At 61.0% G+C, this 25,024-nt stretch carries 21 protein-coding genes; 8 read left to right on the top strand and 13 right to left on the bottom strand.

Annotated features, from left to right (window positions below; translation table 11 throughout):
• Positions 1 to 42: 42 nt before the first annotated feature.
• The 13 genes from hutH to FGZ14_RS07220 all read right to left on the bottom strand — a co-directional run bounded on the left by hutH (position 43) and on the right by FGZ14_RS07220 (position 14,262).
• Positions 43 to 1,542 (bottom strand): histidine ammonia-lyase, encoded by a 1,500-nt coding sequence (gene hutH, locus FGZ14_RS07280; protein WP_139922826.1) that lies wholly within the window; start codon positions 1,540 to 1,542, stop codon positions 43 to 45.
• A gap of 93 nt (positions 1,543 to 1,635) precedes the next feature.
• The gene (gene hisS, locus FGZ14_RS07275) at positions 1,636 to 3,033 is read right to left on the bottom strand and encodes a histidine--tRNA ligase (RefSeq protein WP_139922824.1); all 1,398 of its coding nucleotides are present in this window, start codon (positions 3,031 to 3,033) and stop codon (positions 1,636 to 1,638) included.
• 96 nt (positions 3,034 to 3,129) lie between these two features.
• Entirely contained in the window at positions 3,130 to 3,522 is a 393-nt protein-coding gene (locus FGZ14_RS07270; protein ID WP_139922822.1) for a hypothetical protein, read from the bottom strand.
• A gap of 185 nt (positions 3,523 to 3,707) precedes the next feature.
• Positions 3,708 to 4,352, bottom strand: coding sequence for a TIGR02117 family protein (locus FGZ14_RS07265; RefSeq protein ID WP_139922820.1), 645 nt, complete (start codon positions 4,350 to 4,352; stop codon positions 3,708 to 3,710).
• Positions 4,353 to 4,575: 223 nt separating this feature from the next.
• Positions 4,576 to 5,037 (bottom strand): carboxypeptidase-like regulatory domain-containing protein, encoded by a 462-nt coding sequence (locus FGZ14_RS07260; protein WP_139922817.1) that lies wholly within the window; start codon positions 5,035 to 5,037, stop codon positions 4,576 to 4,578.
• 237 nt (positions 5,038 to 5,274) lie between these two features.
• Positions 5,275 to 5,661 carry a hypothetical protein gene (locus FGZ14_RS07255; RefSeq protein WP_139922814.1) on the bottom strand — a complete coding sequence of 129 codons (387 nt, stop codon included), beginning with the start codon at positions 5,659 to 5,661 and terminating at the stop codon, positions 5,275 to 5,277.
• Positions 5,662 to 6,105: 444 nt separating this feature from the next.
• Positions 6,106 to 8,568 (bottom strand): TonB-dependent receptor domain-containing protein, encoded by a 2,463-nt coding sequence (locus FGZ14_RS07250; RefSeq protein WP_139922812.1) that lies wholly within the window; start codon positions 8,566 to 8,568, stop codon positions 6,106 to 6,108.
• 803 nt (positions 8,569 to 9,371) lie between these two features.
• A complete protein-coding gene (locus FGZ14_RS22335) occupies positions 9,372 to 9,575 on the bottom strand; it encodes a Tn3 family transposase (protein WP_139922808.1) in 204 nt (67 codons plus the stop codon).
• The gene (locus FGZ14_RS07240) at positions 9,568 to 11,991 is read right to left on the bottom strand and encodes a TonB-dependent receptor domain-containing protein (RefSeq protein WP_180754521.1); all 2,424 of its coding nucleotides are present in this window, start codon (positions 11,989 to 11,991) and stop codon (positions 9,568 to 9,570) included. The genes FGZ14_RS22335 and FGZ14_RS07240 overlap by 8 nt, the downstream gene beginning before the upstream one ends.
• A 166-nt stretch (positions 11,992 to 12,157) precedes the next feature.
• Positions 12,158 to 12,628 (bottom strand): hypothetical protein, encoded by a 471-nt coding sequence (locus FGZ14_RS07235; protein WP_139922801.1) that lies wholly within the window; start codon positions 12,626 to 12,628, stop codon positions 12,158 to 12,160.
• 79 nt (positions 12,629 to 12,707) lie between these two features.
• Positions 12,708 to 13,145, bottom strand: a complete 438-nt coding sequence (locus FGZ14_RS07230) for a hypothetical protein (RefSeq protein WP_139922797.1) — start codon at positions 13,143 to 13,145, stop codon at positions 12,708 to 12,710.
• 65 nt (positions 13,146 to 13,210) lie between these two features.
• Positions 13,211 to 13,651, bottom strand: a complete 441-nt coding sequence (locus tag FGZ14_RS07225) for a hypothetical protein (protein WP_139922793.1) — start codon at positions 13,649 to 13,651, stop codon at positions 13,211 to 13,213.
• On the bottom strand, positions 13,648 to 14,262 hold the full coding sequence (locus tag FGZ14_RS07220) for an RNA polymerase sigma factor (protein ID WP_139922790.1): 615 nt from the start codon (positions 14,260 to 14,262) through the stop codon (positions 13,648 to 13,650). The genes FGZ14_RS07225 and FGZ14_RS07220 overlap by 4 nt, the downstream gene beginning before the upstream one ends.
• A gap of 580 nt (positions 14,263 to 14,842) precedes the next feature.
• Here FGZ14_RS07220 and FGZ14_RS07215 point away from each other — a divergent pair.
• The 8 genes from FGZ14_RS07215 to FGZ14_RS07180 all read left to right on the top strand — a co-directional run bounded on the left by FGZ14_RS07215 (position 14,843) and on the right by FGZ14_RS07180 (position 25,005).
• Complete coding sequence (locus tag FGZ14_RS07215; protein WP_139922787.1) at positions 14,843 to 16,090, top strand: efflux RND transporter periplasmic adaptor subunit; 1,248 nt, start codon at positions 14,843 to 14,845, stop codon at positions 16,088 to 16,090.
• Positions 16,091 to 16,137: 47 nt separating this feature from the next.
• Complete coding sequence (locus FGZ14_RS07210; protein ID WP_139922784.1) at positions 16,138 to 17,643, top strand: serine hydrolase; 1,506 nt, start codon at positions 16,138 to 16,140, stop codon at positions 17,641 to 17,643.
• A gap of 50 nt (positions 17,644 to 17,693) precedes the next feature.
• Positions 17,694 to 19,148, top strand: a complete 1,455-nt coding sequence (locus tag FGZ14_RS07205; protein WP_139922781.1) for a TolC family protein — start codon at positions 17,694 to 17,696, stop codon at positions 19,146 to 19,148.
• 449 nt (positions 19,149 to 19,597) lie between these two features.
• Positions 19,598 to 20,341, top strand: a complete 744-nt coding sequence (locus tag FGZ14_RS07200) for an ABC transporter ATP-binding protein (protein WP_139922777.1) — start codon at positions 19,598 to 19,600, stop codon at positions 20,339 to 20,341.
• Positions 20,342 to 20,449: 108 nt separating this feature from the next.
• The gene (locus tag FGZ14_RS07195) at positions 20,450 to 21,037 is read left to right on the top strand and encodes an RNA polymerase sigma factor (RefSeq protein WP_139922774.1); all 588 of its coding nucleotides are present in this window, start codon (positions 20,450 to 20,452) and stop codon (positions 21,035 to 21,037) included.
• Positions 21,027 to 22,280 carry an ABC transporter permease gene (locus FGZ14_RS07190; RefSeq protein WP_139922771.1) on the top strand — a complete coding sequence of 418 codons (1,254 nt, stop codon included), beginning with the start codon at positions 21,027 to 21,029 and terminating at the stop codon, positions 22,278 to 22,280. Before FGZ14_RS07195 ends, FGZ14_RS07190 begins: the two co-directional genes overlap by 11 nt.
• A 29-nt stretch (positions 22,281 to 22,309) precedes the next feature.
• Positions 22,310 to 23,503 (top strand): ABC transporter permease, encoded by a 1,194-nt coding sequence (locus FGZ14_RS07185; protein WP_139922766.1) that lies wholly within the window; start codon positions 22,310 to 22,312, stop codon positions 23,501 to 23,503.
• A 119-nt stretch (positions 23,504 to 23,622) separates the two neighbouring features.
• Complete coding sequence (locus tag FGZ14_RS07180) at positions 23,623 to 25,005, top strand: sigma-54 dependent transcriptional regulator (protein ID WP_139922763.1); 1,383 nt, start codon at positions 23,623 to 23,625, stop codon at positions 25,003 to 25,005.
• Positions 25,006 to 25,024: the final 19 nt, after the last annotated feature.

Genomic DNA, 25,024 nt, shown 5'->3' with positions numbered 1-25,024 from the left:
CGGTGCTTTCAACTCAAATCAGCGGGCCGCTGCTTGCGGGTGCTACTGCCACTCAAAACCCCGCACGAAGGCCGCGGCGGCGTGCAGATCAGGATACAGCACCCGGTCCTGCCCCACGAAAGCAACCTTCTCCCGGAAGGCGGCTACTACCTGCTCCAGCGCCGCGGAAGTGCGGGCGGGCCGGCGGAATTCCAGGGCCTGGGTGGCGTTGAGGAGCTCAATGCCCAGGAGCTGCTCCACGTTCTGGACCACCCGCAGGGCCTTGGTAGCGGCGTTGGCACCCATGCTTACATGGTCCTCCTGCCCGTTGCTGCTCACGAGGCTGTCCACGGAAGCCGGAGTGCACAGCTGCTTATTCTGGCTGACAATGCCAGCGGCCGTGTACTGCGGAATCATCAGGCCCGAGTTCAGACCTGGCTCAGCCACCAGGAAGGGCGGCAGGCCCCGCTGCCCGCTAATGAGTTGGGTGGTGCGCTGCTGCGAGATGCTACCCAGCTCGGCCGTGGCAATAGCCAGCATATCGAGGGCCAGGGCCAGGGGCTGCCCGTGGAAGTTGCCCCCGCTCAGAATGGCGTCATCTTCAGGGAAGAGGTTGGGGTTGTCAGTTACGGCGTTGCACTCGGTTTCTACTACCCCCTCTACATACGCCAGCGCATCGCGGGAGGCGCCGTGTACCTGGGGCAGGCAGCGGAAGGAGTAGGGATCCTGCACGGCGGTTTTGGGCTGCTGCTGCAACTCGCTACCCCCCAGCAGCTCCCGAACCCGGGCTGCTACCGTAAGCTGCCCGGCGTGGGGCCGCAGGCGGTGCAGGCGCTCATCAAACGGCTCGGGGCGGCCATCAAACGCCTCCAACGACAAGGCTCCGATAACATCGGCGGCGGCCAGCAGGCGGCGGGTGCGCAGCAGGGCGTGCACGGCGTAAGCCAGCATAAACTGGGTTCCGTTCAGCAGGGCCAGGCCTTCTTTGGCTTCCAGGGTCAGGGGCTGCCAGCTGAACAAACTCATGGCATCGGCGGCGGCCAGGCGGTAACCCTCGTAGTTTACTTCGCCCAGGCCCAGCAGCGGCAGGCTCAGATGGGCCAGCGGAGCCAGGTCGCCACTAGCCCCCAGGGAGCCCTGCTGGTACACCACCGGCAGCATGCCCCGGTTATAGAAATCGAGCAGGCGCTGCACGGTGCCGACCTGCACGCCGCTGTGGCCGTAGCTCAGGCTCTGGGCTTTCAGCAGCAGCATCAGCCGCACCAGCTCGGCGGGCACTTCCTCACCCGTTCCGCAGGCATGCGACATGACCAGGTTGGCCTGCAGCTGCTGGCGCTGCTCTACCGGAATAGCCTGGCTGCACAGGGCCCCAAACCCGGTATTGATGCCGTAAATAGCGGCATCCGGGGTGCGCTCCAGCCGCCCGTGCAGGTACTCATGGCAGTCCTGTATGCGTTGGCGGGCCTCTTCGCTGAGCACCACGCGGGCCTTGGTGCGCAGCAGCTCTTCAAGGGTAGTCAGGTCGAGGAAAGCAGAAGGAGTGAGGGCGAAATCCTGAGCCATGCGGAGGAAGAAAGGGTAGTTAAGACGCTTGACGGCAGACGTAGGCGGTAGAGCCGCCTACGTCTGCCGCCGGGAGGCCGGGCGCTAAATAAGTTACTTCTTCAACTCGGCCAGTGCCTGCTCCAGGCTTACGGTCTGTTCGGCGCCGGTGCCCAGGGTTTTCAGCTTAAACTGGCCGGCCGCACGTTCTTCGGAGCCCTGAATCAGCACGTAGGGAATACCCTTGGCATCGGCGTATTTGAACTGCTTGCCCAGCTTGCCGGACTCCGGAAACAGCTCACTCGGGATGCCCTCCTCGCGCAGCTGGCGCAGTACGGGCAGCACGGCCGCCTCGCTTTCGGCATCGAAGTTGGCCACCAGGCAGCGGGTGGTAGTAGCCACGGCGTCCGGGAAAAGCTGCAGCTCCTCCAGGCAGTCGTACAGGCGGTCAACCCCAAAGGAAAAGCCTACCCCCGACACACCCGGCAACCCGAAGGCCCCGGTGAGGTTGTCGTAGCGGCCGCCGCCCGAGACGCTGCCCATGTTCACATTGTTGATCTTGATTTCGAAGATGCAGCCCGTATAGTAGCTCAGCCCGCGGGCCAGGGTCACGTCGAACTCCAGGTTCTGCCACTTCTCGAAACCAAAGCTGCGCAGGTACTCCAGCACCCGCGTCAGGTCCTGGAGGCCTTTGTAGCCGTTGGCGTTATCGGGCTCCACGCCGGCCGTGGCGAAGGCCGCCAGCAGGCGCTCCAGCTTCTCCTCGAAGCCGCCGCCTACCCCCAGCAGATCAAACAACCGCTCAATGGCCGGAGTTGAAAACCCGCGTTCCGCCAGCTCTTTCTCCACGCCCTCGCGCCCAATCTTGTCGAGCTTATCGATGGCCGTAAACAGATCCACCTCGGTTCCTTCGCCGCCCAGGGCCTGGTAAAAGGCGCCCAGCACGCGGCGGTGGTTGATTTTGATGGTGTGCTCCGTCAGACCCAGCGTGGTAAGCACCTCCGACATCATCAGCACAATTTCCGCCTCGCAGAGCAAAGAATCAGTGCCCACCACGTCGGCGTCGCACTGGTAGAATTCGCGGTAGCGGCCACGCTGGGGCCGGTCGGCGCGCCACACGGGCTGAATCTGGTAGCGCTTGAATGGAAAGGTGAGCGTACCCCGGTTCATCACCACGTAGCGGGCGAAGGGCACGGTCAGGTCGTAGCGCAAACCTTTCTCGGCTACTTTGGGCAGCAGGCGCTTGCTCCGGTTTTCAGCGGCCAGGTCCTCTGCTGTAACGTCCTTGGCAAAGTCGCCGGAGTTCAGGACTTTGAACAGGAGCTGGTCGCCTTCATCGCCGTACTTGCCGGTGAGTACCGACAGGTTTTCGAGGGTAGGGGTTTCGAGCGGAGCGTAGCCGAACTTCTCGAACACGCGGCGGATGACGCCGAAAATATAGTTACGGCGGGCCACCACGGCGGGGCCGAAGTCGCGGGTGCCGCGGGGGATGCTGGGTTTCTGGGCGCTCATCAGGAAAATCGGGATGCGGAAATACGGCCGCGAAATTCGGGGTTTACATCGAATTTTCCGGTCCGGCTTTTCCAGAGCCCTCAGAAAGCGCCCGCACTACCGCGGGTAATAGCTGCTATGCAGGTCCGGAGCCTGATTATGCCCCACGGTAAAATCTATTTCCTGCATGGCATCCAGCAGGGAAGGAACCAGCAGGGGCTGGGAGGCCGCATCCAGGTAAAGGAAGTGGTGCTGGGCATGCTGCGGAACGTGGCATAGAATCAGGCGCCGGCCCTGGGCGTGCAGCATGAAGGCATAGGCCAGCAGCAAATCAATAGCTTCGTCGGAGAGTGTATCCACCAAACTCAGGTCCACCAGAATAGCCACTTTGTCACTGCGGCTGGCCCGGTGCAGGGCTCGGGTAAGTTTTACTTCGTCGGAGGAAGAGGTATCAGGCGAAAGGATAAGCAGGAAACCGTTTGGTAGCAGCTCGCGGTGTACATCTAGCATAGCCAAAATGCAGCATTGCATAGGTAGGTTAACGTATCCTCTATTAGCGCGGGATAACAGGGGAAAGTTCTGCGAGAAAAAAGGAATAAATAGAACTTTGTGACCGAAAACCGGCTCTATTGCGCTTAATTTGGGTTAACGATTGAAGGAATTGGATTTAAGCTCAACCAGTAAGCGTAACCGGCTTAGCGGGCCCGCCGCGCCTGAAACAGCACGGAGCCGGCCAGCGGAGCCTTCAGGGCGGCACGCAAACCAGCCCGGCGCAGGCCCTGGTTGGTCCAGTCGTTGCAGGTGCGCAGGGCGTGGTAGCGGCCCCGGCCCAGAAAGAAAAAATCTTCTGGCGTGTAGCCCGCCGGCTGCCGCAGCTGTACCCCGCCCAGGCTATCGGCCCGGAAAGACTGCTGCACGTAAGCCGTGAGCCGGCGGTACTGCTCCGGCGAGATGCGCAGGGGTACTACCCGCGCCCTGGAGTCGGGGGCGGCCCGGTAAAAATCGACGTGCATGAGGGTGCGGGACGGAAACAAGGCGCCCACCACGGCCTTCGGACCCGGAAACTTACCGCCCATGGAGCCCAGGTAAAACCCTTCGTTGCCCCACCCAAAGGCCACGTAGGGGTAGCGCGCAAACCGGGCCGTCAGGGCGGGCTGGTTTAGCGTCCGGAGCCAGTCTTGGCCGGTTTGGGCATCACGCAGGGGTAGGACCACATCGGTGTGGAAGCCGTTGGACACCACGTAAATGGGAACTCCCCCGGGAGTTTGCTCAAACCTGCGGTTCACGGGCACCAGCGTCCCCGTCAGCAGAAACAACAGAAAGGCAGCAAGAGCCGACATCAGCAGGCAGGTAACAACACGCGGCGAAGGTAAGGGCACAGGGCTGAGCAAGAGGTAGGCAGCAGGTTTGATACCGATTTGGCGCGGTTGTAACCCACGGAGCCGCCGGACTGGCTGCACCTGCCCCCTAACGCCACTGCCGCCCGTCGGCCCTCTCCAGGGAAAGCCAACGAACGGCAGTAGTACAGGTGCCTTGGCGCTGATGCGGGGGTAGGCTACTTTGCTAGGACCCCACGCGCACCGCGGGCCGGCGGGGCTCCACGGCGGCTACGGCCTTGCTGCGGCTGGCCCAGGCCTGCTTGTCAGCGCGGGCTACCTGCATGCCCAGGGGCACCATCACCACCGTGCCCAGGGCCTGCTGGGGCCGGGCCGAATGCAGGGCCACCGCCGTCCGGATGCCATGGTAGCCCAGCACCGTAGTGCGCACGGTGTAGCGGCCCAAGGGCAGCCCGGCGGCCCGGAAGCGGCCCTGAGCGTCGGTTTCCACGGCTTTCATAAACCGCCCGTCCGAAGCGCGCAGCACAACCACGTAGGAGTGAGGAATAGGCTCCTGGGTTTGCCCATCGAACAGGCGCCCCGATACGGTGCCGCGGGCAGGCACCGGAGTAGCCTGGGCGGGCAGTTGAGGAGCGGCAACCAGAACAGACATTGCCACCAGGGCAGCGGAAGCGAAGGAAGTTTTCATGGCAGATACAATGGAAAAGGAAGGGGCGCCGGCATGAGCGGGGCCGGGAAACGGCGTAAGCCATTCCGGGGCGGAAACACGTCGGCAGGCAACGAGGGGGTAGCATCGAGCCCAGAGCAGTGACGGCCGCGAGCCGGGCACTGGGTGGGGCAAAAGCAGCAGCTTCCTGAGATAAACGGGCAGGTAGCCGGGCTACAGAGGAGTGCGAAATGGCAAGGGCCGCCGCTGGGGTGCCGCTTACTGGAGCGAGGCGTAGGCGCGCTGGGTATAGCGGCGGTTGAGGGCCAGTACATTGCTAGCCACCACGGAGTTAGCCTGCATCCGCTGCACCTGGTCGAGGGCGGTGCCCAGCAGCCGGGCCATGCGGCGGTGCGTGGTCATGTTTTTCAGCGGATTCAGGCAGATGCCGTTCAGACGCTCCTCGTACAGCACCGAGTGGTCGTCGTTGTAGAAGCGGATGATGGTGTAGTCCGGCTGCTTGGGGTTGGTTTCCAGGGTCCAGTAGCCCGATTTGGCCACAACGGGCGCCTCGCTGTAGAAGGTGGTTTGGGCCTGGGCCAGAGTAGTGGAAAGGGCCAGGGTCAGGCCCAGCAGGCTGAGGCGGGAAAGCAAGGAGGTTTTCATGATTTTACAGGAAAAACAAGGGTGTAAGAAGCCGCTCTCCGGCTACCCACACCTGCGGGCTGGCCGAGAAATCAAGAGCAGCAAGAAGAAAATGTGAGCGGCAGACCCCGATGGCTGCCTTAGCAACCCCGAGGGAGATAAGGCCCCGCCCAGGGGCGGGGCGGCTTCGGTAGGCGGGTGGCCATGACTTGGCAAAGGCAAGTCGCCGCGGACCGAGGCAGGAGCGAAAACCAGCAGAAGTAGCTACCTGTCTGCCGGTAAGATGCGCAACTGATGAATAGATGATAAACTAAGCAGGAAGGATGCCTGGGCTACAATAAATACTTGTATATCAGGTAATAAGCTAGGAGGGGAGTGCGGGGTTGGAGCCGGAGCGGGGCAGCTGTTGTGGAAACTGCCCTGCCAGCCAGGCGTTACAGCGTTTTGAAAATTTATTTTCAGGAGTTAGCCGCCGAAGCCGCCGCCACCACCCTGGGGCTGGTTTTCAATCTTCTTGGGCGGCTTGTTAGAGCCCAGGTACCAGCTGAAGCCCAGGTAGCCCACCCGCGACTCCCACTTGTTGTAGTACTCGGCCCGGAAATTCTCGGTGTACGACTCAGTGCGGTTGCGCTGGGTGTTGAAGAGGTCCGAAACGCGCAGGGTCAGGGCGGCGCGGTCGTTGAGCAGGCGCTGGCGCAGCGCAATATCCACGGAGCCCACCGGAGCAATGCGGCCCTGGGCCGTTACGGCGGCGGCGCGGTAGTTGCCCGTCAGCTGCAGGTCAAGCTTGGGGGTAGGCGTGAAGGAGTTCATCACGCGGGCCGTGCCCGATACCACCCGGCGGTTGGCCTCGTTGCCCGTGGCGGCCGTTACCGTGTTCTGGAACAGCGAGCCGCTGGCCGTCAGGCGCCACCACTTGGCCAGGGGCTGGTTCAGGGAAACCTCGGCCCCGTAGCTCGTGGCCTGCCCGAAGTTATCGACGTATTGGGCTGTAATTACCGCCCCGGCTCCATAGCGGCGGGTGGCCTCCTCATCAACCCGCACCAGGCGCTGAATGGTATTATCGGTGTGGCGGAAAAACAGCGTCGAGGTCAGCGAGGCCTGGCCCATGCTGATCTGGTGGCCCAGCTCAAAGGCGTTGATGTACTCCGGCCGCAAAGAAGGGTCGCCGATGCGGTAGGTGCGCTGGTCCTGGTAGAGCGGGAAAGCCAGCAGCTGCATAAAGTTCGGGCGGTTCAGGCGGCGCGAGTAGCTCACCTTCACGCGCTGGTCGGCGGTAGGCAGGGTGCGCTCCACGGTAGCCGACGGGAACAGGTTCAGGTAGCTGAGCTTGAAGGGGCCATTGCCGTTCAGTACCTCGCCGTTGGTATTGGTGTACTCGGCCCGCAGGCCGCCCTGCATGCGCCACTTGCCTATTTCCTGCTGATAGGTGAGGTAGCCGGCCTGCTGGTATTCCTGGAACGTGTACTGATACGAGCGGTCCGCGAGGCGGTCGAAGCCGGGGCCATCGGTTTGCTGGCGCAGGAAGTCGTCGGTGCCCTCGTTGGTTTGGTACTGGGTTTTGAGGCCGGCATCCAGGCGGGCCTTTTCGCCCAGGGGCTGCACATAATCTACCTGGCCATTCATGGCGTGCAGATTTACGTGCAGGTCCTGCTTCCACTCGCGCAGGTCGGCGGTGCCCTCAGTGTTGCGCTGGGCCACTACCACGTCGGCGTTGAGGTAGGTGTAGTTGGCGCTGGCGCTCAGCTCGCGGCCCTTGTGGGCCTCCCAGGTGCGGCGGTAATCCACCGAGTTATCAATGTTATCTACCTTTTCCGTTACGGCGAAGGTGCTGCCAATGCGGGCATCGGTAGCCCCCGAGAGGGTAGCCAGCTGGGTGCCGGTGTTATAGCCCCGGTTGAAGTTGGGCTCCACCGTGAAGGTAAGCGTCTGGTTGGCGGGGAGGGTGTAGTCGAAGCCCAGGCGGCCGCTGTAGTTTTGCTGGTGGCGCAGGTTGGTGCCCTGCTGATAGGTGCGCAGCTCCTGGCCCTCCCGGGTGGTGTACTGGTCGCTCCACATACGGCTACGGTAATGGTCGTCGCGCAGGTCGAAGGAGCCAAACGCGTTGAGCTTGCCCGTGCGGCGGTTCAGGCTCAGGCTGGTGTTGTACTTGTCGCGGGTGCCCACGTTGAGGATGGCCTGGCCGTTCCAGCCGTCCTTTTTCTGCTTTTTCAGGATGATGTTGAGTACCCCGCCGGCGCCGGCTGCGTCGTAGCGGGCCGAGGGGTTGGTTACTACTTCTACCCGCTCAATGCTGCTGGCCGGAATCTGCTCCAGGCGGTTGCCGCCCGCCCCGCTGTTGGCCGAGTTGCTGGGCTTGCCGTCAATCAAAATGGTGATGTTGGACGAGCCCCGCATGCTCACAGTGCCATCGGCGGCTACCGTTACGGAAGGCACGTTCTGGAGCACGTTTACGGCCGTACCGCCCACGCTGCTCAGATCTTTTTCTACGTTGATGACTTTCTTATCCAGGCTTTCCTGCACGGCGGCCCGCTCGCCCTGCACCGTTACGCCGGCCAGCTGGGTAGCGGTGGGCGTCAGCTTCATAGTGCCCAGCTGCGCGGTGGGGGTAGCGCTGGTCAGGCTCACGGAGCGCCGGAATCCTTTATAGCCCACGGCCGAAGCCTTTAGCAGGTAGTTGCCCAATCCCAGCTTCTCCAGCTCGAAACGGCCGTTTTCCAGGGTTTCGGCCCCGGCCACAAAGCTGGAGTCCTGGGCGCGGAGCAGAACTACGTTGGTGAAGGGCAGAGGCTGACCATTGGCCTGGTCGAGCAGGGTGCCGCTGACGGAACCGGCGGGTTGCTGCTGGGCCGCGGCGGCCAGCGGAAAGAGCATAGCAAGGAACCCCAGGCCCCGCAGGGCCCGGCCGGAAGACAGGGAGGAAGTCATAAAAGGGAGTGGTTGGAGGACGAATCAGGCAAGGAGAGGCCGTGCCCGGCGGCCGCGGTTCCGCTGGGCTGGCATGGTTGCCAGAAATTCAGACACGAAAAGCAGGGACACGCGCCGCACCAAATGCGGGCTGCCAAGCGGCCAGAACACGAGCGCAGCGGCGGGAAACAGCGTTTCCGGCGGGCTGCCCAGCACCCGGCCCGACTGGCCTGCGGTGGTGTCTGGCATCTGCCCCGGGCGGCTCGGGTTAGGAGAAGCGCCGTGGCAAAGAGTTCAGCTAATCAATGGTCCAAAGGTAAGCGAAGGTACTATGTAACGCAAGGTACTAGCAGAATTTATTTTTCGATTCGGTGAAAACGTTGTGTTCTGCGGGAATTGAGCTGGTAGCCCTTCGCCTATTTAGCAGGAGCAAAGTGCGCGAACAGCGCTGCTAACTGGCTGTCAGGAGAATAGATGCGAGGCGTAGATTATCCGTTGCCTGAAATGCAGAAAATATCTTATCAATCTGATATATAGAGGCAAAAGCACCCAACCCGGCAGGTTTGGCAGGTAGTAGGGGGTAGGGAATCGACAGCTATAGCACTTCTAGGGGGCAACACAAGAGTAGGAACAGAAAATACCGCTAGGCCAATTCACCAAGCGCTACCCAGCGCCCCTAGTGGGACCTCTATGCTCTCACGGTGGCGCTGGCGCAGTTCGCCCTTTGTGCCGAGGCAAAACGGCGCGGGCCCACGTATAGGGGCCCGCGCCGCGGTTAAGCTGCACCAGAACGCGTCGCCAATAATCCTCGTCGTGGACGTAGGCTAGCAGTAGAGCGTTTTTTTCACACGGCCTAATTTTAAAGAGCCGGCCAGCCGCAGCATATGCTCCCAATGGTCACTGATGAGCCGGGTGCTGACGACGGGCCGGCTTAATTTGTTGAGAAGACCGTAACCGTCTTCCTTACTGAGGCGCCCAAATCGTTGGTCGGAAAGATCCGCTAAGTGGGGACTGAAAGGGCTAGCCACCTATTCCACCCTTATCGCCCTGCGGCTGGTCCTCGATGGTGCTGGCGGCCTTTCTGGTCCCCAGAAACCAGGAGAATCCTAAGTAGCCTACGTGCGTTTCGTATTTGGTTCGAATGTCGGTGACAAGTCCATCGGCCGCAAGCTGCGTGTACTGGCGGCGTGTATTAAATACATCGCTCACGCGCAGGGTCAGCGCCGCTCGGTCGTGAAACAGGCGCTGGCGCAGGGCTACGTCCACCCCGTACACGGACAAAATTCGGCCCTGGGGTACCACTAGCGGGGCACGGTAGTGGCCGCTAAGCTGCAAAGCCAGGGTCTTAGTCGGGCTAAACTGGTTGAGCAGGTACGCCGAGCCAGTGAAGCCGGCGCGGGTGCCGTCGGTGGTAAAGCTGGCTACTTGATTGCGGTAGTAGGAGCCGTTGGCCGTAAGTTTCCACCACTTGGTCACGGACTGAGTCAACGAGAGCTCCACCCCGTAGCTGGCTGTGCGGCCGAAATTGGCGTAGCTGGTGCGGGTAATAAAATCAGGCTGGCCGCTGCGGCGGGTCGCCACCGTATCGATGGTGCGCAGGCTCTGGATGGACTGGCTGGCAAAGCGTCCAAACAGAGTCGTGCTGAGCGTCATGGCGCGCCAGGTCAACTGATGACCCAACTCCCCGACGTGCACGTACTCGGGCCGTAAGTCAGTGTTGCCCACTACGTAGTTGCGGGCATCAGAGTAGATAGGCAGCGGAATGATCTGCAAGAAATTGGGCCGGTTCACGCGGCGCGAGTAGCTAAGCTGCAGGCGCTGGTCGTGGGGTAGCGTACGGGCCACCGTGGCTGAGGGAAACACGTTGAGAATCCGTTGGTGGGCCGAGCCCGTGGGCAGCACCTGGGCGGAGAGCCCCGTGAACTCGGCCCGCAATCCGGCCTGATATTCCCACGCCTCCGATTTATGTTGGTAGGCCCCGTAAGCCTGCGGAATGAGTTGCCGGTAGGTATAGCGGTACGAGCCCGCGTCCTGCCGGACAAATTCGCCCCCCGGGGTGGATTGCACCCCATAGTCGCTCGTACCAGCCGTTACCAGAGCGTCGGTCTTGACGCCCGCCTCCCAGCGCCGCTGCTTGTCCAGGGGATGCACGTAGTCTACCTGCACCGAAGGCATCTGAATAGTAACGTCGAGCAGTTGCTGACGGGCGCCAAGCGGGTAGCCCGCCGGCCCCTCCAGAACACGCTGCTGGGGCATGACGGTGCCGCCGTCCAGGTAATACGAGGTACTGATGGTTAACGCCCGGCCCGGGGCCGCCGCCCAAGTGCGCCGGTACGTACCCGAGAAACGGCTGCCGTACAGGTTATCGGCTTCCGCGTTTTGGTTGCGCAGCAAATAGGAGGGGTAGGAGTCCTGAGCAAGCTGGGTAGCAAAGTTCTGCGTGGTGCGAAAGTCCTGGGCATAGTATTGGGCTGTCAGGCTAACGCGCTGCTCATCGCTGAAGGTGTACTCAACGCCTAGGCGTAGGCTATGATTGGTTTGAAGACGGGTGCTGGTTCCCGTCTGGTCGGTGCGAATGCTACGGCCATTCACCGTAGCAACTTGCCGCAGGGACGAACTGCCGTAGAATCGATTGCTCAACCCGTCGGCACTGCCAGAAAGATTGAGTTTGCCGACCTGCCGGTTGCCGCTGAGCGACGCAGTGTATTTATCCCGAGTGCCTATGGTAACCAGGGCGTCGCCGTTCCAGCCGGGTTTATCCTGCTTTCTCTGCACCAAGTTGATGATACCTCCGGTGCCTTGGGCCGCATACTGGGCGCCGGGATTAGTGATAATCTCAATGGTTTCGAGGCGGCTGGCAGGTAGCTGGTCTAGGCGCAGGTTGGGGGGGGCGGGCCGGCCGTCAAGGTAGAGCGTGACGCTCGCATTGCCTCGCAGGCTGATTTGCCCGTTGTCATCCACAGCTACTGAGGGTACTTTCTGGAGTACATCCGCCGCCGTACCGCCCGCGCTGGTAAGGTCCTTGTCCACGTTGAGAGTGATTTTACCCAGTTCGTTGACTACCGCCGCTTTTTCGCCTTGCACGACCACGTTGCCCAGCTGCACGACGGTTGGGAGTGCCAGCCACTCCCCCAAGCGAACGACCGGAGTGGCAGCCTCCAGCGTGGCCGATCGGCGGACGACCTGGTAGCCCAACGCCTCGGCCCGCACGACGTACCGGCCCAGCGCGAGGTTGTTCAGGGCGAAGCTGCCATTCTCCGTGGTTTGGGTGTTGGCGGCCAGGGTTGAGTCCGACAGCCGCAGCAGCACCACGTTGGCAAAGGGCAAGGGCTGACGCGTGCGTTGGTCCAGTAGGGTGCCCGACACTTCCCCTAGCCCCTGGGCCAGCACCCTACCGGGCAACAGCCCCGCCATCAGCCCAAACAAGCCGAGGTAGCTTATCACTCGAGAGCAAACAGCAATTCGGGTCCATAATAGCGCAAGGAGTTGATTATTAACGTCGTTTGCAATGCATATTACCTTGCAATGCATACTAATAAGTGCGCAAGAAGCAGGCTTTTTCATGAGGCTTGACGGAAACGGTAAGGAAAGCTGGTTGCGTTCGGACTGATTACTGGTTCAGTGAATCCTCTTGTAGAACCTGGTGAAAATTGGTTGAGCCAAGCGCTACGGCAGGCACGGTAACCCCACTACTGAAGACTGGCATTGTAGGGTAAATCAGCTTAATCCTCCGGATAGATGAACCCTGGTTCCAGGTACGTACCCGCACCAGGCAGCGGTGCACAGTGCCACCCGCCTGCACCCACACGAGGTAGCGGCCGCTGGGCACTTGGCTGAAATCAAACCGATGGCCGTATGCCGGAACGGTGTAGGTTTCGGTAAAGAGAGTTTGCCCGCTACTCAGGCGCACGACCTGCACGCTCCCGGCCCAGGCGCTAGGATTTTCGATGCGCAGGCGCAGGGCGGCGGGCGCTACCTGGGCAAGGCTAATGGCCCCGGATGTTTGGGCCCGGGCGAACGTGGCGCCAGCGCACAGGACTGCCACGGAAAGGGCGCGAAAAAGGACGGTCAAGGAGGACATACAAAGAGCATAAGAGGGTTGGCTAACTACCTTTGGGGTAGCAGGAAGAAAGGAAATCGTGCCGGATGGAAGGGGCTGCCTATTTCGTTTGGCGACGCAGGAAGAGGTAGTAGGCCAGGAAGCCGACGGCGGTGCTGAAGAGCAGGATGATGACCGAGTGCAGACCCCAAGGCAGGTACCGGTTGCAAAGCGCGAGCCCTGTGCCAGTACTCAGCAGCAACACGACCCACTTTACCACCTTGTTTTGCTCATCCTGCGGGCGGGGCAGCAGGCGCTCGACAATGCTTTCCGAAGTAGCGGCTGTCACAATCTGCTTTTTCAGCAGGTAGTTCAACACCATTCTGACGGCGGCCAACACGAAATTGCAGAGCAGGAAAAGTCCTGCCAGAGGCATAAACACCCGGCGGGCCAATTCCAATGCACTGCCATCCAGGACGGGGGCCATTGCATCAGCACCTTGGGCGGAGGCCTCCCAAGTGGCCAGGCAAAAAAGCAGGAGCAGCCAAAAACGTTTCATAGGGCGAGCCGGAAGAGAGGCGGTACCGGATGAGACCGGCCACCGCCCATCATGTTGCAAAAGTTTTAAGAAAAAGCGAGCTGGCGCATCTGCCGGCGATGCTGGGTCAGCAGCTCCAGGCACTGCCCGGCCACGAATAGGCCCGCCACAGTTAGCAGCCCAGCTCCCAGGCCAGTAGTCATACTGTGGAAAATTGGTGTCAGCAGGCCACCAAACAAGGCTAAAAATGAGATAACCACCCCCAGTACAAGTGTGGCCACGCCAGCCAACACCCAAGAAAAACCGGGTTTGGCCCGGGGCAGCTGCGCCAGGACGCTCGCCGACAAGTCGAATGAAAAGGTGGGGTGTGCCTGGTGCGCTACGGCCGTCAGCAAGTGCCGGTAGGTAGCTACCCGGCTCTGGCACAGGGAGCAGCCGCGCAGGTGGGTTGCTTGGGCAACGGGCAGTAGGGAAGTCGATTCGGCGGCCTCTTGCTGGGCGCGCTCGGAAAGATGGGGGCTCGTCATAAGTCGTCGCGGTGATAGCTGGCCAGTAGGTATTCCTTTAACCGTTTGCGTGCCCGGAAAAGGTAGTTTTTCACGGTTCCGTCCGGCAGGGAGGTTATCTGGGCAATTTCCTCGTAGCTCAGTTCCTGCTGATGGTACAAGGCAATTAAGGTGCGGTAGAGGGGCGGCAGTTGCTCGATGGCAGTGCTCAGAATAGTGGTCAGGTCTTGGTCAAACAAGGCCGTTTCTGGGTCGTAGTCCGACCCGGCTACCAGGCTTACGGGAGGGCTACGGCCTTCTTCCGAGGAGTCGTCCGGTCGTTGTTCCGACAAGTCCACCAGCACCAGTTTTTTCTTCTCTAAGTAGTGCAGGCAGGTATTGTAGGCAATTTGCCCCACCCACGTCGAGAACTTCGCCTGAAATTTGAACCCCGCTAAATTTTTAAAAACCTTCAGGTAAATCTCCTGCGCGACATCCGGGCGGTCAGCGGAATGTCGAATCATTTTGAATACCATCTGCGTGACGAGCCCTTCCGTGCGCTGCACGAGTTGCCCAAAAGCCGCAGTGTTTCCCCCCAACACTTGCGCCACAAGCTGCTGGTCGGTCGCGGGGGAGGTGGGCAGGTTGCTCATCAAGGCATGAGACCGGTCAGCCGGGATGTTGTTGCACAAAGATGTTCTGGCGGTGGCTCTATTATTAGAAATAATTCTCTACCAACAGTTCAGGTAGGCGTAGCAAGGCCGCTAGTGGGCCTAATCAGGTGGGTGCTAAAACAGCCATTTCCTGAGACAGTCACGCGCAATCTTTCCCTATCGATACGTTCTGTTTCTGCTCTTTTGCTACCCCTTCCGGTGGCGCAGAGGGGTAGGAGTCTATACCATCCCAGCCTGGCGGGCTTGCCGGAACATTTAGCCTGCTGACCTTGCCATCGGATTTACTACCCCTCCCCAATGAGAGAAGGCCGAGATGAGGTTCGGCTGCAGCACATGGGATACTTCCAAGCGACTTGATAATAGGGCTTCCCGCTACTTCATTGTTTGTCCGTTGGCTTCCTGCTCTCAAAGCGTTTCCGAACAGCGTGTCCATTTATGGACATATTTCTTAAAGCGTAGAATAGTTATCCTAATGATAATATGTTGATTATCAATACATTATCAATATGGCATGGCCCTTGGCTGACTGTACAGGAATCCCTTTCCTTCCTGTACGAAAATGGACAGAGCCATATCTTCTACTACCCAAGCTCGCCGTCAGCGCCACCGCTGGCTGGTGGGGGCCGGGGCCGTTCTGATTGTTATGCTAAGCTTGTGGGCGTTCCGCAGCGTGCTCAAGCCCAGTCTCAACCGCAACAGCATCCTGACGGCCCGCACCGAAACCGGCGATGTAGAGGCCTCACTCACGGCCGCCGGCATCATTATTCCGGCTCATGAGGCGGTCATTACCAGCCCCATTCAGAGCACCATCCGGCGGGTAGCAGTGCCGGTGGGTAGCAAGGTGCAGCCCGGCCAAACTATTCTGGAACTGGACAAGGAGCTGACCAACACGGCTCTGGCCAAGCTCCAGGACGAGCAGCAGCAGAACCGCAACAAGAACGGCCAGCTGCAGCTCAGCCTCGAAAAAGCCCTCAACGACCTCCGCTCCCAGGAGCAGGTGCAGCAGGTGAAAGTCCGCAGCCTGCAGTCGGCCCTGCGCGACGAGCAATACCTGCTTAAAATTGGTGGCGGAACCTCCGAGAGCGTGCGCCAGGCCGAGCTGAACCTGCGGGTAGCCCAACTAGAGCTACAGCGCCTCGGGGAGCAGATCCGGAACCAGCGCGCCGCCAACGCCGCCGACGTGCGCGAGCTGGGCTTTACCATGCAGATTCAGGACCGCAGCATTGCCGAGCTGGCCGGCAAGCTGCAGCAGGCCAACATCAGCAGCCAGCAGCCTGGCGTGCTCACCTGGGTGAATGAGGACCTGGGCACCACCGTGCAGGCTGGCGACGCCCTGGCCCGCGTGGCCGACCTGAGCCGCTTCCGGGTGCGCGCCACCATTTCCGATACCTACGCCGACGCCCTCCACCTCCAGGACCCGGTAGTTATTCGGGTGAACGGCACCGATTTGCGGGGCGTCATCAGCACTATCAGTCCGGCTGTGGAGAAGGGGGTAGTCACGTTTTACGCCAACCTGACCCAAGACCACCACCCCGCCCTGCGCGCCAACCTGCGGGCCGATGTATTTGTGGTAACCAAATCCCTGCACAACGTGGTGCGCGTCAAAAACGGCCCTTTCTACCAAGGAGGCAAAGAGCAGCCCGTGTTTGTGGTGCAGGACGGCAAGGCTGTGCGCCGCACCGTGCAGTTCGGGGAAAGCAACTTCGACTACGTGCAGATAACCGGTGGCCTCAGGGCGGGCGAAGAAGTCATTGTGTCCGATATGAAGGACCACACCGAAACCCCCGAGCTGACCATTCAAGACTAATTCCTTCGCCAAACTACTCCCTACCACTTCTTAATCCTTTCTATCCCATGCTACTCCTTCGCTCCCTGACAACCGCCCTGGCCTTCTCCGTTTCAACGCTGTGCAGCTTGTCTGCCCAGGCCCAGGCGCCCGCCTTTACTTCCTACCAGCAGTTCAACGACTCGCTGATTGCCCAGTTCAACCGCGGCGACTTTAAAGCCAGTGAAGCTTCCAGCAGCCCGGCCCTGCGCCAGCTGGAGGAGGCGGGCAGCATGACGCGGTTTCTGACGGACCTGAAAGCCAAAACCGGTCGGATTACGGCCACCAAGGCCCTGAGCGAGCAGGGCAAGCGCCATGAGTTTGAGTGGCGGGGCGAAAAGCAAAACCTGCGCGTGATGTTGGTGTCCTCGGCTCCTGGCGTGCTGGATGACTATACCATTTCGGATTTCATTGCCCAGCCCAACGCCCGTACTACCCCGGCCCTGACGGACAACCGCCAGCAAAGCGCCCTGGACCAGGCCGTGCACCGCGCCGCCACGCTCTACATGCAGCACCCCGATGCGGCCGGCCTTTCCATCGGTATCTACCAGGGAGGCAAGATGTCGTTTTACAACTACGGCGAAGTTGAAAAAGGCTCGGGCCGGCGGCCGACTGCCGCTACTTACTACGACATGGGTTCCGTGGCGAAAACCTTTGTGGGGACGTTGCTGGCGCAGGCTGTGCTGGATAAGAAGCTGAAGCTCGACGATGATATCCGGAAGTACCTGCCGGGTTCCTACCCCAACCTAGCCTTTGAAGGTGAGCCTGTCCGGGTGCTGCACCTGGCCAACCATACCTCCGGCATGCCCACCACGTCCCAGGTGTACAGCCCGGCCCGGAAGGAGTGGCAAAGCAAGATGAGCCTGGTAGAAAGAACGGCCTACTACAACCAGTATTCTGCCGACAGCCTGCTGCGCGACATGCATCAGTTTCAGCTCGCCACGAAGCCCGGTACTACCTACCGCTACAATGGGGTAGCCATGCTGGTGCTGCAGTTGCTGCTGGAGCGCGTGTACCAGCAGCCCTACGAGCAACTCGTGACCAAATTCGTCCGGACTCGCTTTGGCATGACGGACACGAAACGCGTTCTGTCGGCCACCGAGCACCAGCGTTACGCCACCGGCTACGATAAGCAACAGCAGCCCCAGCAACACCCCAACTACACTGGCTACTGGGGCGGGCCCAACATGAGCTCCACCGCCGCCGACCTTCTGAAGTACGCCGCGGCCAACTTAGCAGAGCGCGAGCCGGCCGTGCGCCTGGCGCACCAGCGCACCCGCGGTACCGAGGGAGAATTTGGCATGGGCCTGGGATGGATGCTGGACACCGATACCAACGGCCGCCGCCGGATTTACCACGATGGGCAGTCCATCGGCTTTAACACGCGCTTTGTGGTGTACCCCGAGCGAAATCTGGGCATTGTGCTGCTGGTAAACGAGAACATCAGCCAAAGCCGCCTGACCCAGCTGGAGCAGTACCTGCAGCAGGAGCTACCCTCCGTAGCCAGCGCTACCCTGACGAAGTCCGCACGCTAGGCCGGTGGCCCTTGCCATGTGCGCCCATGTTGTATGAATATCTCTAAGCCATGAAGCCTTTCCTGTGGCTGCTGCCCGTAGTAGGGCTCCTGCACCAACCGGCCGCCGCGCAGGCTCCGGCTCCCGCCCTCACGCTACCCAGCGTCATCGACCTGGCCCTGAACCAGTCGGCCGCCGCGAAGCAAACCCAAACCACCCGCGACAAAAGCTACTGGGTGTGGCGCACTTACCAGGCCAACTACCGCCCGCAGTTAGGCTTGCAGGGCACGCTGCCGGGCTTCAGCCGCGCCGTGACGCCCGTAGTACAGCCCGATGGCACCACTGATTTCCGGGCCGTGCGCATCAACAACTCCAACCTGGCTTTATCGGTAACCCAGAACATTGGCCTGACGGGCGGGCAGGTGTTTGTGGCCTCCGAGGTGCAGCGCTTCGACGATTTCAATGGCCGCCTGAAGCGCTACAACAACCAGCCCGTGGCCATCGGCCTGACCCAGCCCCTGGGCAAGTTCAACGGCCTGAAGTGGGACCGGCGCATTGAGCCCCTGCGCTACGAAGAAAGTCAGCGCCAGTACGTGGAGGAGCGCGAAAGCATTGCCCAGCGCATCACGGAGCTGTATTTTGATGTGCTGGAACAGCAGGTAAACGCCGAGGTAGCCAGCCAGAACGTGCAGGCCAACGAGGAGCTGCTGCGGATAGGGAAGGAGCGCTACCAACTGGGCCGCCTCTCCCAAAGCGACCTGCTGCGGCTAGAGCTCAACTTGCTGAACGCCCGCCAGGCCATGGCCCAGGGGCAGCTTGATGCCCAGAATGCCGCCGTGAGTCTGCAGAGCTACACCGGGCTGCAAGCCGCAACTATACGGCTGGCGGTGCCGCCCGCCGCGCCGCGCCTGGTAGTGCTCGCCGAGCAGGCTTTGGCCCAGGCCCGCCAGAACCGGAGCGTGGTGCTGGCCTTCCGGCGGCGGCTGTTGCAGGCCGAGCGGGAAGTGGCCCTGGCCCGTGGTACCACAGGCTTTCAGGCCACGCTGTCGGCTAATCTGGGCTACGTAAACCAGGCCGGCAACCTCTGGGATACCTACCTGGCCCTGCAAAACCAGCAGCAGGTGCAGCTCACGTTTGCCTTGCCGCTGGTAGATTGGGGTAAGCAGAAATCCATTGTGAAAACCGCCGAGCTGACCCGCCGCCAGGTGCAAACCGACGTAGCCCAGGAAGAAACTTCCTTCGAGCTGAATGTGCAGGTGCAGGCTACCCAGCTGGCTACCCTCAGTGAGCAGCTAAACCTCTCGGCCCGCGCCGACTCCCTGGCTCAGCAGCGCTACACCATTGCCCAGGCTACCTACAAAGTCGGCCGCATCAGCCTCACCGACCTCACCATTGCTTCCGCCGAAAAGGATCAGGCCCGCCGCGCCTACATCTTGGCCCTGCGCGCCGCCTGGGTAGCCCATTACCGTCTGCGCGCCCTCACCCTCTATGACTTCGAGCGGCAGCTGCCCCTGGCTGCGAAGTAGCCAAAAACTCAAGCAAAACTCGCTGGCAGAATCCCGCCGCCCTACCCCCTTCAGGTGTCTGAAGAGGGGTAGGGCGGCGGTCGTTATGGGCCTTGAGGTTCATAGTTGTCATTCAGAACCACAGGACTTACGGTCGTTATCCTGACGAAGGAAGGACCTCTGCTGCTGGCTAATTCAGAAGGTTGAAACGAAGCGGGAGAGGTCCTTCCCTCGTCAGGATGACAGAGAGAAAGTCAGGTGAACACCTCAGCTTTGTAAGAACGAACACCCTGTCCGGAAATGGACAGATTTTGTTGAATGTATTATTTGCAATAATGGTATAAGTTATTGATTAATAATAATTTATAAAATTGGTACGCTGCTTGGCTACACTACTGTACACCGGGTGGGGCTTGGCTCAAAACCGGACACTCTTTCAGCACCTTCCTCATCTTCTCTTCCGCCTTCCCATGGAAAACATCCTCGCCCAATCGGCCGTGCGGCCCCAGGCCAACGGCGCTACCCTCGCGGCTACCAGCCAACCCGTTATTCAGCTGCGCGACATCGAGAAAATCTACCAGACCAAAACCATTGAAACGGTAGCCCTGAACCGGGTAAACCTGACCATCAACAAGGGCGAGTTCGTGTCCATCATGGGGCCTTCGGGCTGCGGAAAATCGACTTTGCTCAGCATTATGGGCCTGCTCGATGAGCCGACCAGCGGCGTGATTGAGCTGGATGGCCGCCCGGTGCAGTCCTACTCCGATAAGGAGCTGGCCGCGCTGCGCAACCACAAAATCGGCTTCGTATTCCAGAGCTACCACCTCATCAACGACCTTACCGTGCTCGATAATGTGGAGCTGCCCTTGCTCTACCGGCCGGGGGTAGGCGGCAAGGAGCGCCGGGAACGGGCCTACGCCGCCCTCGATAAGGTAGGCCTGAGCGCCCGCACCAACCACTTCCCCACCCAGCTTTCCGGGGGGCAGCGCCAGCGCGTGGCCATTGCCCGGGCCCTGGCCGGCCGCCCGGAAATCATTCTGGCCGACGAACCCACCGGTAACCTTGACTCGGTGATGGGCGAGGAAATCATGGACCTGTTGCTGGGCCTGAACCGCCAGGACGGCACTACCATCGTGATGGTAACCCACGACGAGCAGCAGGCCCGCCGCACCGAGCGCCTCATCCGCTTCTTCGACGGCAGCCAGGTTAGCTAGGGGGTAGGAGGGTAGGAGGGTATGGGGGTAGGAGGTACATCCACCTGTCGCCTGTAGAACCACCTAAATCCTTCACCCTCACACCCTCCTACCCTCATACCCCAGAAAATGAAAACGCTAGTCCTCCCGCTTTCTGACGCTGAACTGGTTGCGGCCTGCCGCCGGGGCAGCGCTGCGGCCCAGCAGGAGCTGTACCACCGCTTCGCCCCGAAGATGCTGGCCCTCTGCCTGCGCTACGTCCACCACGAGTTCGACGCCGAAGAGGTGCTGGCGCGCGGCTTCGTGAAGGTGTTTCGGTGCCTGGGTCAGTTCGAGGGCCGGGGCAGCCTGGAAGGGTGGGTGCGCCGCATTGTGGTGCACGAGGCCCTGAGCTACCTGCGCCGCCGCGAAATCCTTACGCTTCGCCTGGAGGACTGCCACACCGGCCACCTGGCCACCGACCTGCCCACCGCCGACGTGGAGCTGCAAGCAGCTGACCTGCTGCGGCTGGTGCAGGAGCTGCCGGCCGGCTACCGGGCCGTGTTCAACCTCTGCGCCCTGGAGGGCTACACCCACCCCGAGGTGGCCGCGCTGCTCGGTATTTCAGAAGGCACCAGTAAGTCGCAGCTCAGCAAAGCCCGCGCGGTGCTGCAGCGGCAGGTGGCCGCGCTTCATTCTTCCTTTTCTACTTCCTACGCCCAAGCTCATGTTGCTTAGCTACCTCAAAATTGCCTGGAAAGTCTTGCTGCGCCGCAAGTTCTTCACCTTCATCAGCCTGTTCGGCATCTCCTTCACCCTCATGGTGCTGCTGGTGGTGGCGGCCATGTTCGACCACTTAGTGGGTGCCCATGCCCCCGAAACGCGCATCAATAAGATGCTGTTCGTCAACTTCATGCACGTTCGGTGGACGGGTGGGGGTAACCAGAACTCGCCGCCCAGCTACTACCTGCTCGATAAGTTTGTGCGCCCCCTCAAAACGCCCGAGAAGGTGGCCGTGTACTCCAACTTTCACTCCACGCCCAGCTACGTCGGCAACAACCGCCTCGACCTGGACCTGAAGTACACCGATGAGGTGTTCTGGCAGGTACTGGATTTTACTTTTCATGAAGGCAAGCCTTTCAGCGAGGGCGAAGTAAAATCGGCGGCGCGGGTGGCCGTTATCAACCGCGCCACGGCCCGCAAGTACTTCGGCACCGACCAAGGCGTGGTAGGCCGCACCATCGAAATCAACCAAACCAACTACCGCGTTCAGGGAGTGGTGGAAAATGTGCCGGCCCTGCGCTTCAGCTCCTACGCCGACGTGTGGGTGCCCCTGACCACCAGCCCCAACGACCTGCAGCGCGTGCAGCTCAACGGCGATTATGCCGCTATCATCCAGGTGAAGTCGGAAGCGGATATACCGGCCGTGCAGGCTGAGTTCGACCAGATGATGAAACGCGTGCCCCTGCCCGACCCGAAGAACATGAAGTATATGGAAATGCACGCCGAGCCGCTGCTGGCGTCCTTTTCGCGGCAACTCATGAACCCCTTCACCGATTACGCCTCCGACGGCCTGACGATTCTGTTCTCTATTCTCTCGGGCCTGGCCCTGCTGTTTATGATGCTGCCCGCCCTGAACCTGGTGAACATCAACGTGAGCCGCATTATGGAGCGCTCCTCTGAAATCGGGGTTCGCAAGGCCTTCGGGGCTACCAGCCGCACGCTTATCGGGCAGTTTCTGGTCGAGAATATTTTTCTCACGGCCATCGGTGGGTTGCTGGGGCTGCTGCTCGCCTACGGGGCCCTGCAGCTTATCGGGGGCTCACAGGTGCTGGCCTACGCCCACTTCGAGCTGAACTGGCGGATTTTCGGCTGGGCCCTGCTCGTGACCTTGATTTTCGGCGTGCTCTCGGGCGTGTATCCGGCCTTCAAAATGTCGCGGCTGCAGCCGGTTCAAGCCCTGAAGGGGGGTAGTAAGTAATTCATGCACACGGTATAACAAGTAGAATCATGATCCGTCATCTGTTTACTCTGATCTGGAACCGGAAGCGCTCCAACTTCCTGCTGATGGCCGAAATCCTGCTGTCGTTTTTCGTGCTGTTCGTGGTGAGCGTACTGCTCGTCAACAACTACTACAACTACCGGCAGCCCATGGGCTTCACCTCGGATAACGTGTGGGAGTTCAACATCAACCCCGGCCAAGATACCATCAGCCGCAAGGAAACGCTCCAGCGGCTGGTGCAGGAGCTGAAAGCTACGCCCGGCGTGGCCGCCGTTACCTGGACCAGCGACAATACGCCGTTCTCGTTCAGCAACATGAATACCGATGAGTACCTCTACAAAGACAAGCAGGCTCCCCTCACGGAATATTATGATGCCGACGATGACATGGCAAAGGTACTGGGCCTGAACGTGGTAGCCGGCCGCTGGTTCGACCGTCGCGACGATGCCTCGTCGCGCCACCACGTGGTAGTAAATAAGCGGTTTGCGGAAGAGATGTTCGGGCAGGAGTCGGCGGTAGGTAAAGTAATGACCAATGAGAAGCACGACGAGGAATGGCAGGTGGTAGGTGTAGTGGATGCCTACCGCTCCGGCAGCGACTTCGCCGCCAACGACCCCGCCTTGTTTTCCCGGCGTGCGCTGCAGGATACGGCCCGGTTAGGCAACACGGAGCAACCTATTCTGCTGGTGCGCGTGCAGCCCGGCAGCGCCGCCGTGCTGGAGCAGCAGCTGGTGCGCAAAATCAAGGCCGTGACCAAGGGTTGGGATGCCAACGTGAATACCCTGGCCGAGAACCGCAAGGATAAAATGAAGTTCATGATGACGCCCCTGATTGCCCTGGGCATGGTAGGCGTATTCCTGATCCTCAACGTGGCGCTGGGCCTGTTTGGGGTGCTGTGGTTCAACATCAGCCAACGCAAATCCGAAATCGGGCTGCGGCGGGCCTTGGGCGCCACTGGCAACGCCATCAGCGGGCAGTTTCTGGGCGAAATGCTGGTGGTTACTACGTTTGGCGTGCTGGGGGGGCTGGTATTGGCCGCGCAATTCCCGCTTTTGGGCGTGTTTGGCCTGCCCCAGCAGGTGTATATCGTGGCCATGGTGCTGGCCACGGTGCTCATTTTCCTGCTCACGGCCATCTGTGCCCTGCAGCCCAGCCGGCAGGCCGCCGGTATTCATCCGGCCGTTGCGCTTCGGGAGGAGTAGCTCGAAACCCCACTCCAGCCTCTCCCTAATAGGCAGAGGTTGGGGTGGGGTCAGGGGGTAGGGTAGAGCCCCACGGAATTTTCTTTTCTACTCTAAATTCCGTCCTTCGCTTCTGAGCTATGATCTTGATTATTGACGACGATGTGGCAATACGCACCTCGCTGGGGCTGCTGCTGAAGCAGGCCGGCTACCCCGCCAAGGGCGTTGCTACCCCCGAAGAAGCCTTGCAGCTGGTGCAGCAGGCTCCCCCTCGTTTGGTGCTCATGGACATGAACTACTCGCTGGAAACCAGCGGGCAGGATGGCGTGCGCCTGCTGGCCCAGGTTAAGCGCCTCGCCCCGCAGGTTCCCGTCATCCTGATTACCGGCTGGGGCTCTATTGCGCTGGCGGTGGAAGGCATGAAAGCTGGGGCCGCTGAGTTCATTACCAAGCCCTGGCACAACGACTCCCTGCTCCAGACCATCCGCACCATCCTGGCCCTGCACGAGCCCGACGAGGAAACCGACCCCGCCACCCTCACGCGCCGGCAGCTTGATAAGCAGTACAACTTCCAAGGCATTGTGGGGCAGGATGCCCGCCTGTTGCACGTGTTGCGCAACGTAGGCCAGGTGGCCGCCACCGATGCCTCCGTACTGATTGAGGGCGAATCGGGGACGGGCAAGGAGCTGATTGCCGAGGCCGTGCACCAGAACAGCCAGCGCCGCCGTCAGCCCTTCGTGAAGGTAAACCTGGGCGGCATTTCGGCCAGTTTGTTTGAGAGTGAGATGTTCGGGCACCGCCGTGGGGCCTTCACCGATGCTAAAACCGACCGCATCGGCCGCTTCGAGCTGGCCAATGGCGGCACTATCTTCCTGGATGAAATAGGGGAGCTGGACCTGAGCAGCCAGGTAAAGCTGCTGCGGGTACTGCAAGACCGCACCTACGAGGTGCTCGGCGACAGTAAGCCGCGCCGCCTTGATATCCGGGTGATTTGCGCCACCAACCGCAACCTGGCCGAAATGGTGCAGCAGGGCCGCTTCCGCGAGGACTTGTTCTACCGCATCAACCTGATTACGGTGCGCCTCCCGGCCCTGCGCGAGCGGCCCCAGGATATTCCGCTGCTGGTGCAGCACTTCGTGGATGGGCTGCGCGCCACCTACAACCGCCCGGCCCTGAAAGTAGGCGTCCGGGCCCAGCACTGGCTGCAGGAGCAGCCGCTGCCGGGCAACATCAGGGAGCTGAAAAACCTGGTGGAGCGGGCCATACTGGTCAGCGGCAAAGACGAGCTGGGTCCCGAAGATTTCCAGGCCCAGTTTCAGCGCCTACCCCCGCGCCCCGCCGAAACCGGCGAGCTGCCCGAACCCGGTACCATGACCCTGGATGAGCTGGAGGCCCAGATGATCCGGCGCACGCTGGAGCACTACGGCGGCAACATCAGCCGCGTAGCCAAAGCTCTGGGCCTGAGTCGCGGCGCCCTTTACCGCCGCTTGGAAAAGTACGCCATTCCGTTTGATGCGGAGTAGGGGGTAGGCAAATAGGCAG

The organism is Hymenobacter sp. DG01 (assembly GCF_006352025.1).
GTDB lineage: Bacteria > Bacteroidota > Bacteroidia > Cytophagales > Hymenobacteraceae > Hymenobacter.
The sequence above is the reverse complement of the archived record's forward strand: the minus strand, read 5'-3'. Positions and strand labels throughout refer to the sequence as shown.

What these genes read in the sequence shown, in the direction of transcription:
- hutH (WP_139922826.1), bottom strand. Translation starts at nt 1,542, where the DNA reads ATGGCTCAGGATTTCGCCCTCACTCCTTCTGCTTTCCTCGACCTGACT.
- hisS (WP_139922824.1), bottom strand. Translation starts at nt 3,033, where the DNA reads ATGAGCGCCCAGAAACCCAGCATCCCCCGCGGCACCCGCGACTTCGGC.
- FGZ14_RS07270 (WP_139922822.1), bottom strand. Translation starts at nt 3,522, where the DNA reads ATGCTAGATGTACACCGCGAGCTGCTACCAAACGGTTTCCTGCTTATC.
- FGZ14_RS07265 (WP_139922820.1), bottom strand. Translation starts at nt 4,352, where the DNA reads ATGTCGGCTCTTGCTGCCTTTCTGTTGTTTCTGCTGACGGGGACGCTG.
- FGZ14_RS07260 (WP_139922817.1), bottom strand. Translation starts at nt 5,037, where the DNA reads ATGAAAACTTCCTTCGCTTCCGCTGCCCTGGTGGCAATGTCTGTTCTG.
- FGZ14_RS07255 (WP_139922814.1), bottom strand. Translation starts at nt 5,661, where the DNA reads ATGAAAACCTCCTTGCTTTCCCGCCTCAGCCTGCTGGGCCTGACCCTG.
- FGZ14_RS07250 (WP_139922812.1), bottom strand. Translation starts at nt 8,568, where the DNA reads ATGACTTCCTCCCTGTCTTCCGGCCGGGCCCTGCGGGGCCTGGGGTTC.
- FGZ14_RS07235 (WP_139922801.1), bottom strand. Translation starts at nt 12,628, where the DNA reads ATGTCCTCCTTGACCGTCCTTTTTCGCGCCCTTTCCGTGGCAGTCCTG.
- FGZ14_RS07230 (WP_139922797.1), bottom strand. Translation starts at nt 13,145, where the DNA reads ATGAAACGTTTTTGGCTGCTCCTGCTTTTTTGCCTGGCCACTTGGGAG.
- FGZ14_RS07225 (WP_139922793.1), bottom strand. Translation starts at nt 13,651, where the DNA reads ATGACGAGCCCCCATCTTTCCGAGCGCGCCCAGCAAGAGGCCGCCGAA.
- FGZ14_RS07220 (WP_139922790.1), bottom strand. Translation starts at nt 14,262, where the DNA reads ATGAGCAACCTGCCCACCTCCCCCGCGACCGACCAGCAGCTTGTGGCG.
- FGZ14_RS07215 (WP_139922787.1), top strand. Translation starts at nt 14,843, where the DNA reads ATGGACAGAGCCATATCTTCTACTACCCAAGCTCGCCGTCAGCGCCAC.
- FGZ14_RS07210 (WP_139922784.1), top strand. Translation starts at nt 16,138, where the DNA reads ATGCTACTCCTTCGCTCCCTGACAACCGCCCTGGCCTTCTCCGTTTCA.
- FGZ14_RS07205 (WP_139922781.1), top strand. Translation starts at nt 17,694, where the DNA reads ATGAAGCCTTTCCTGTGGCTGCTGCCCGTAGTAGGGCTCCTGCACCAA.
- FGZ14_RS07200 (WP_139922777.1), top strand. Translation starts at nt 19,598, where the DNA reads ATGGAAAACATCCTCGCCCAATCGGCCGTGCGGCCCCAGGCCAACGGC.
- FGZ14_RS07195 (WP_139922774.1), top strand. Translation starts at nt 20,450, where the DNA reads ATGAAAACGCTAGTCCTCCCGCTTTCTGACGCTGAACTGGTTGCGGCC.
- FGZ14_RS07190 (WP_139922771.1), top strand. Translation starts at nt 21,027, where the DNA reads ATGTTGCTTAGCTACCTCAAAATTGCCTGGAAAGTCTTGCTGCGCCGC.
- FGZ14_RS07185 (WP_139922766.1), top strand. Translation starts at nt 22,310, where the DNA reads ATGATCCGTCATCTGTTTACTCTGATCTGGAACCGGAAGCGCTCCAAC.
- FGZ14_RS07180 (WP_139922763.1), top strand. Translation starts at nt 23,623, where the DNA reads ATGATCTTGATTATTGACGACGATGTGGCAATACGCACCTCGCTGGGG.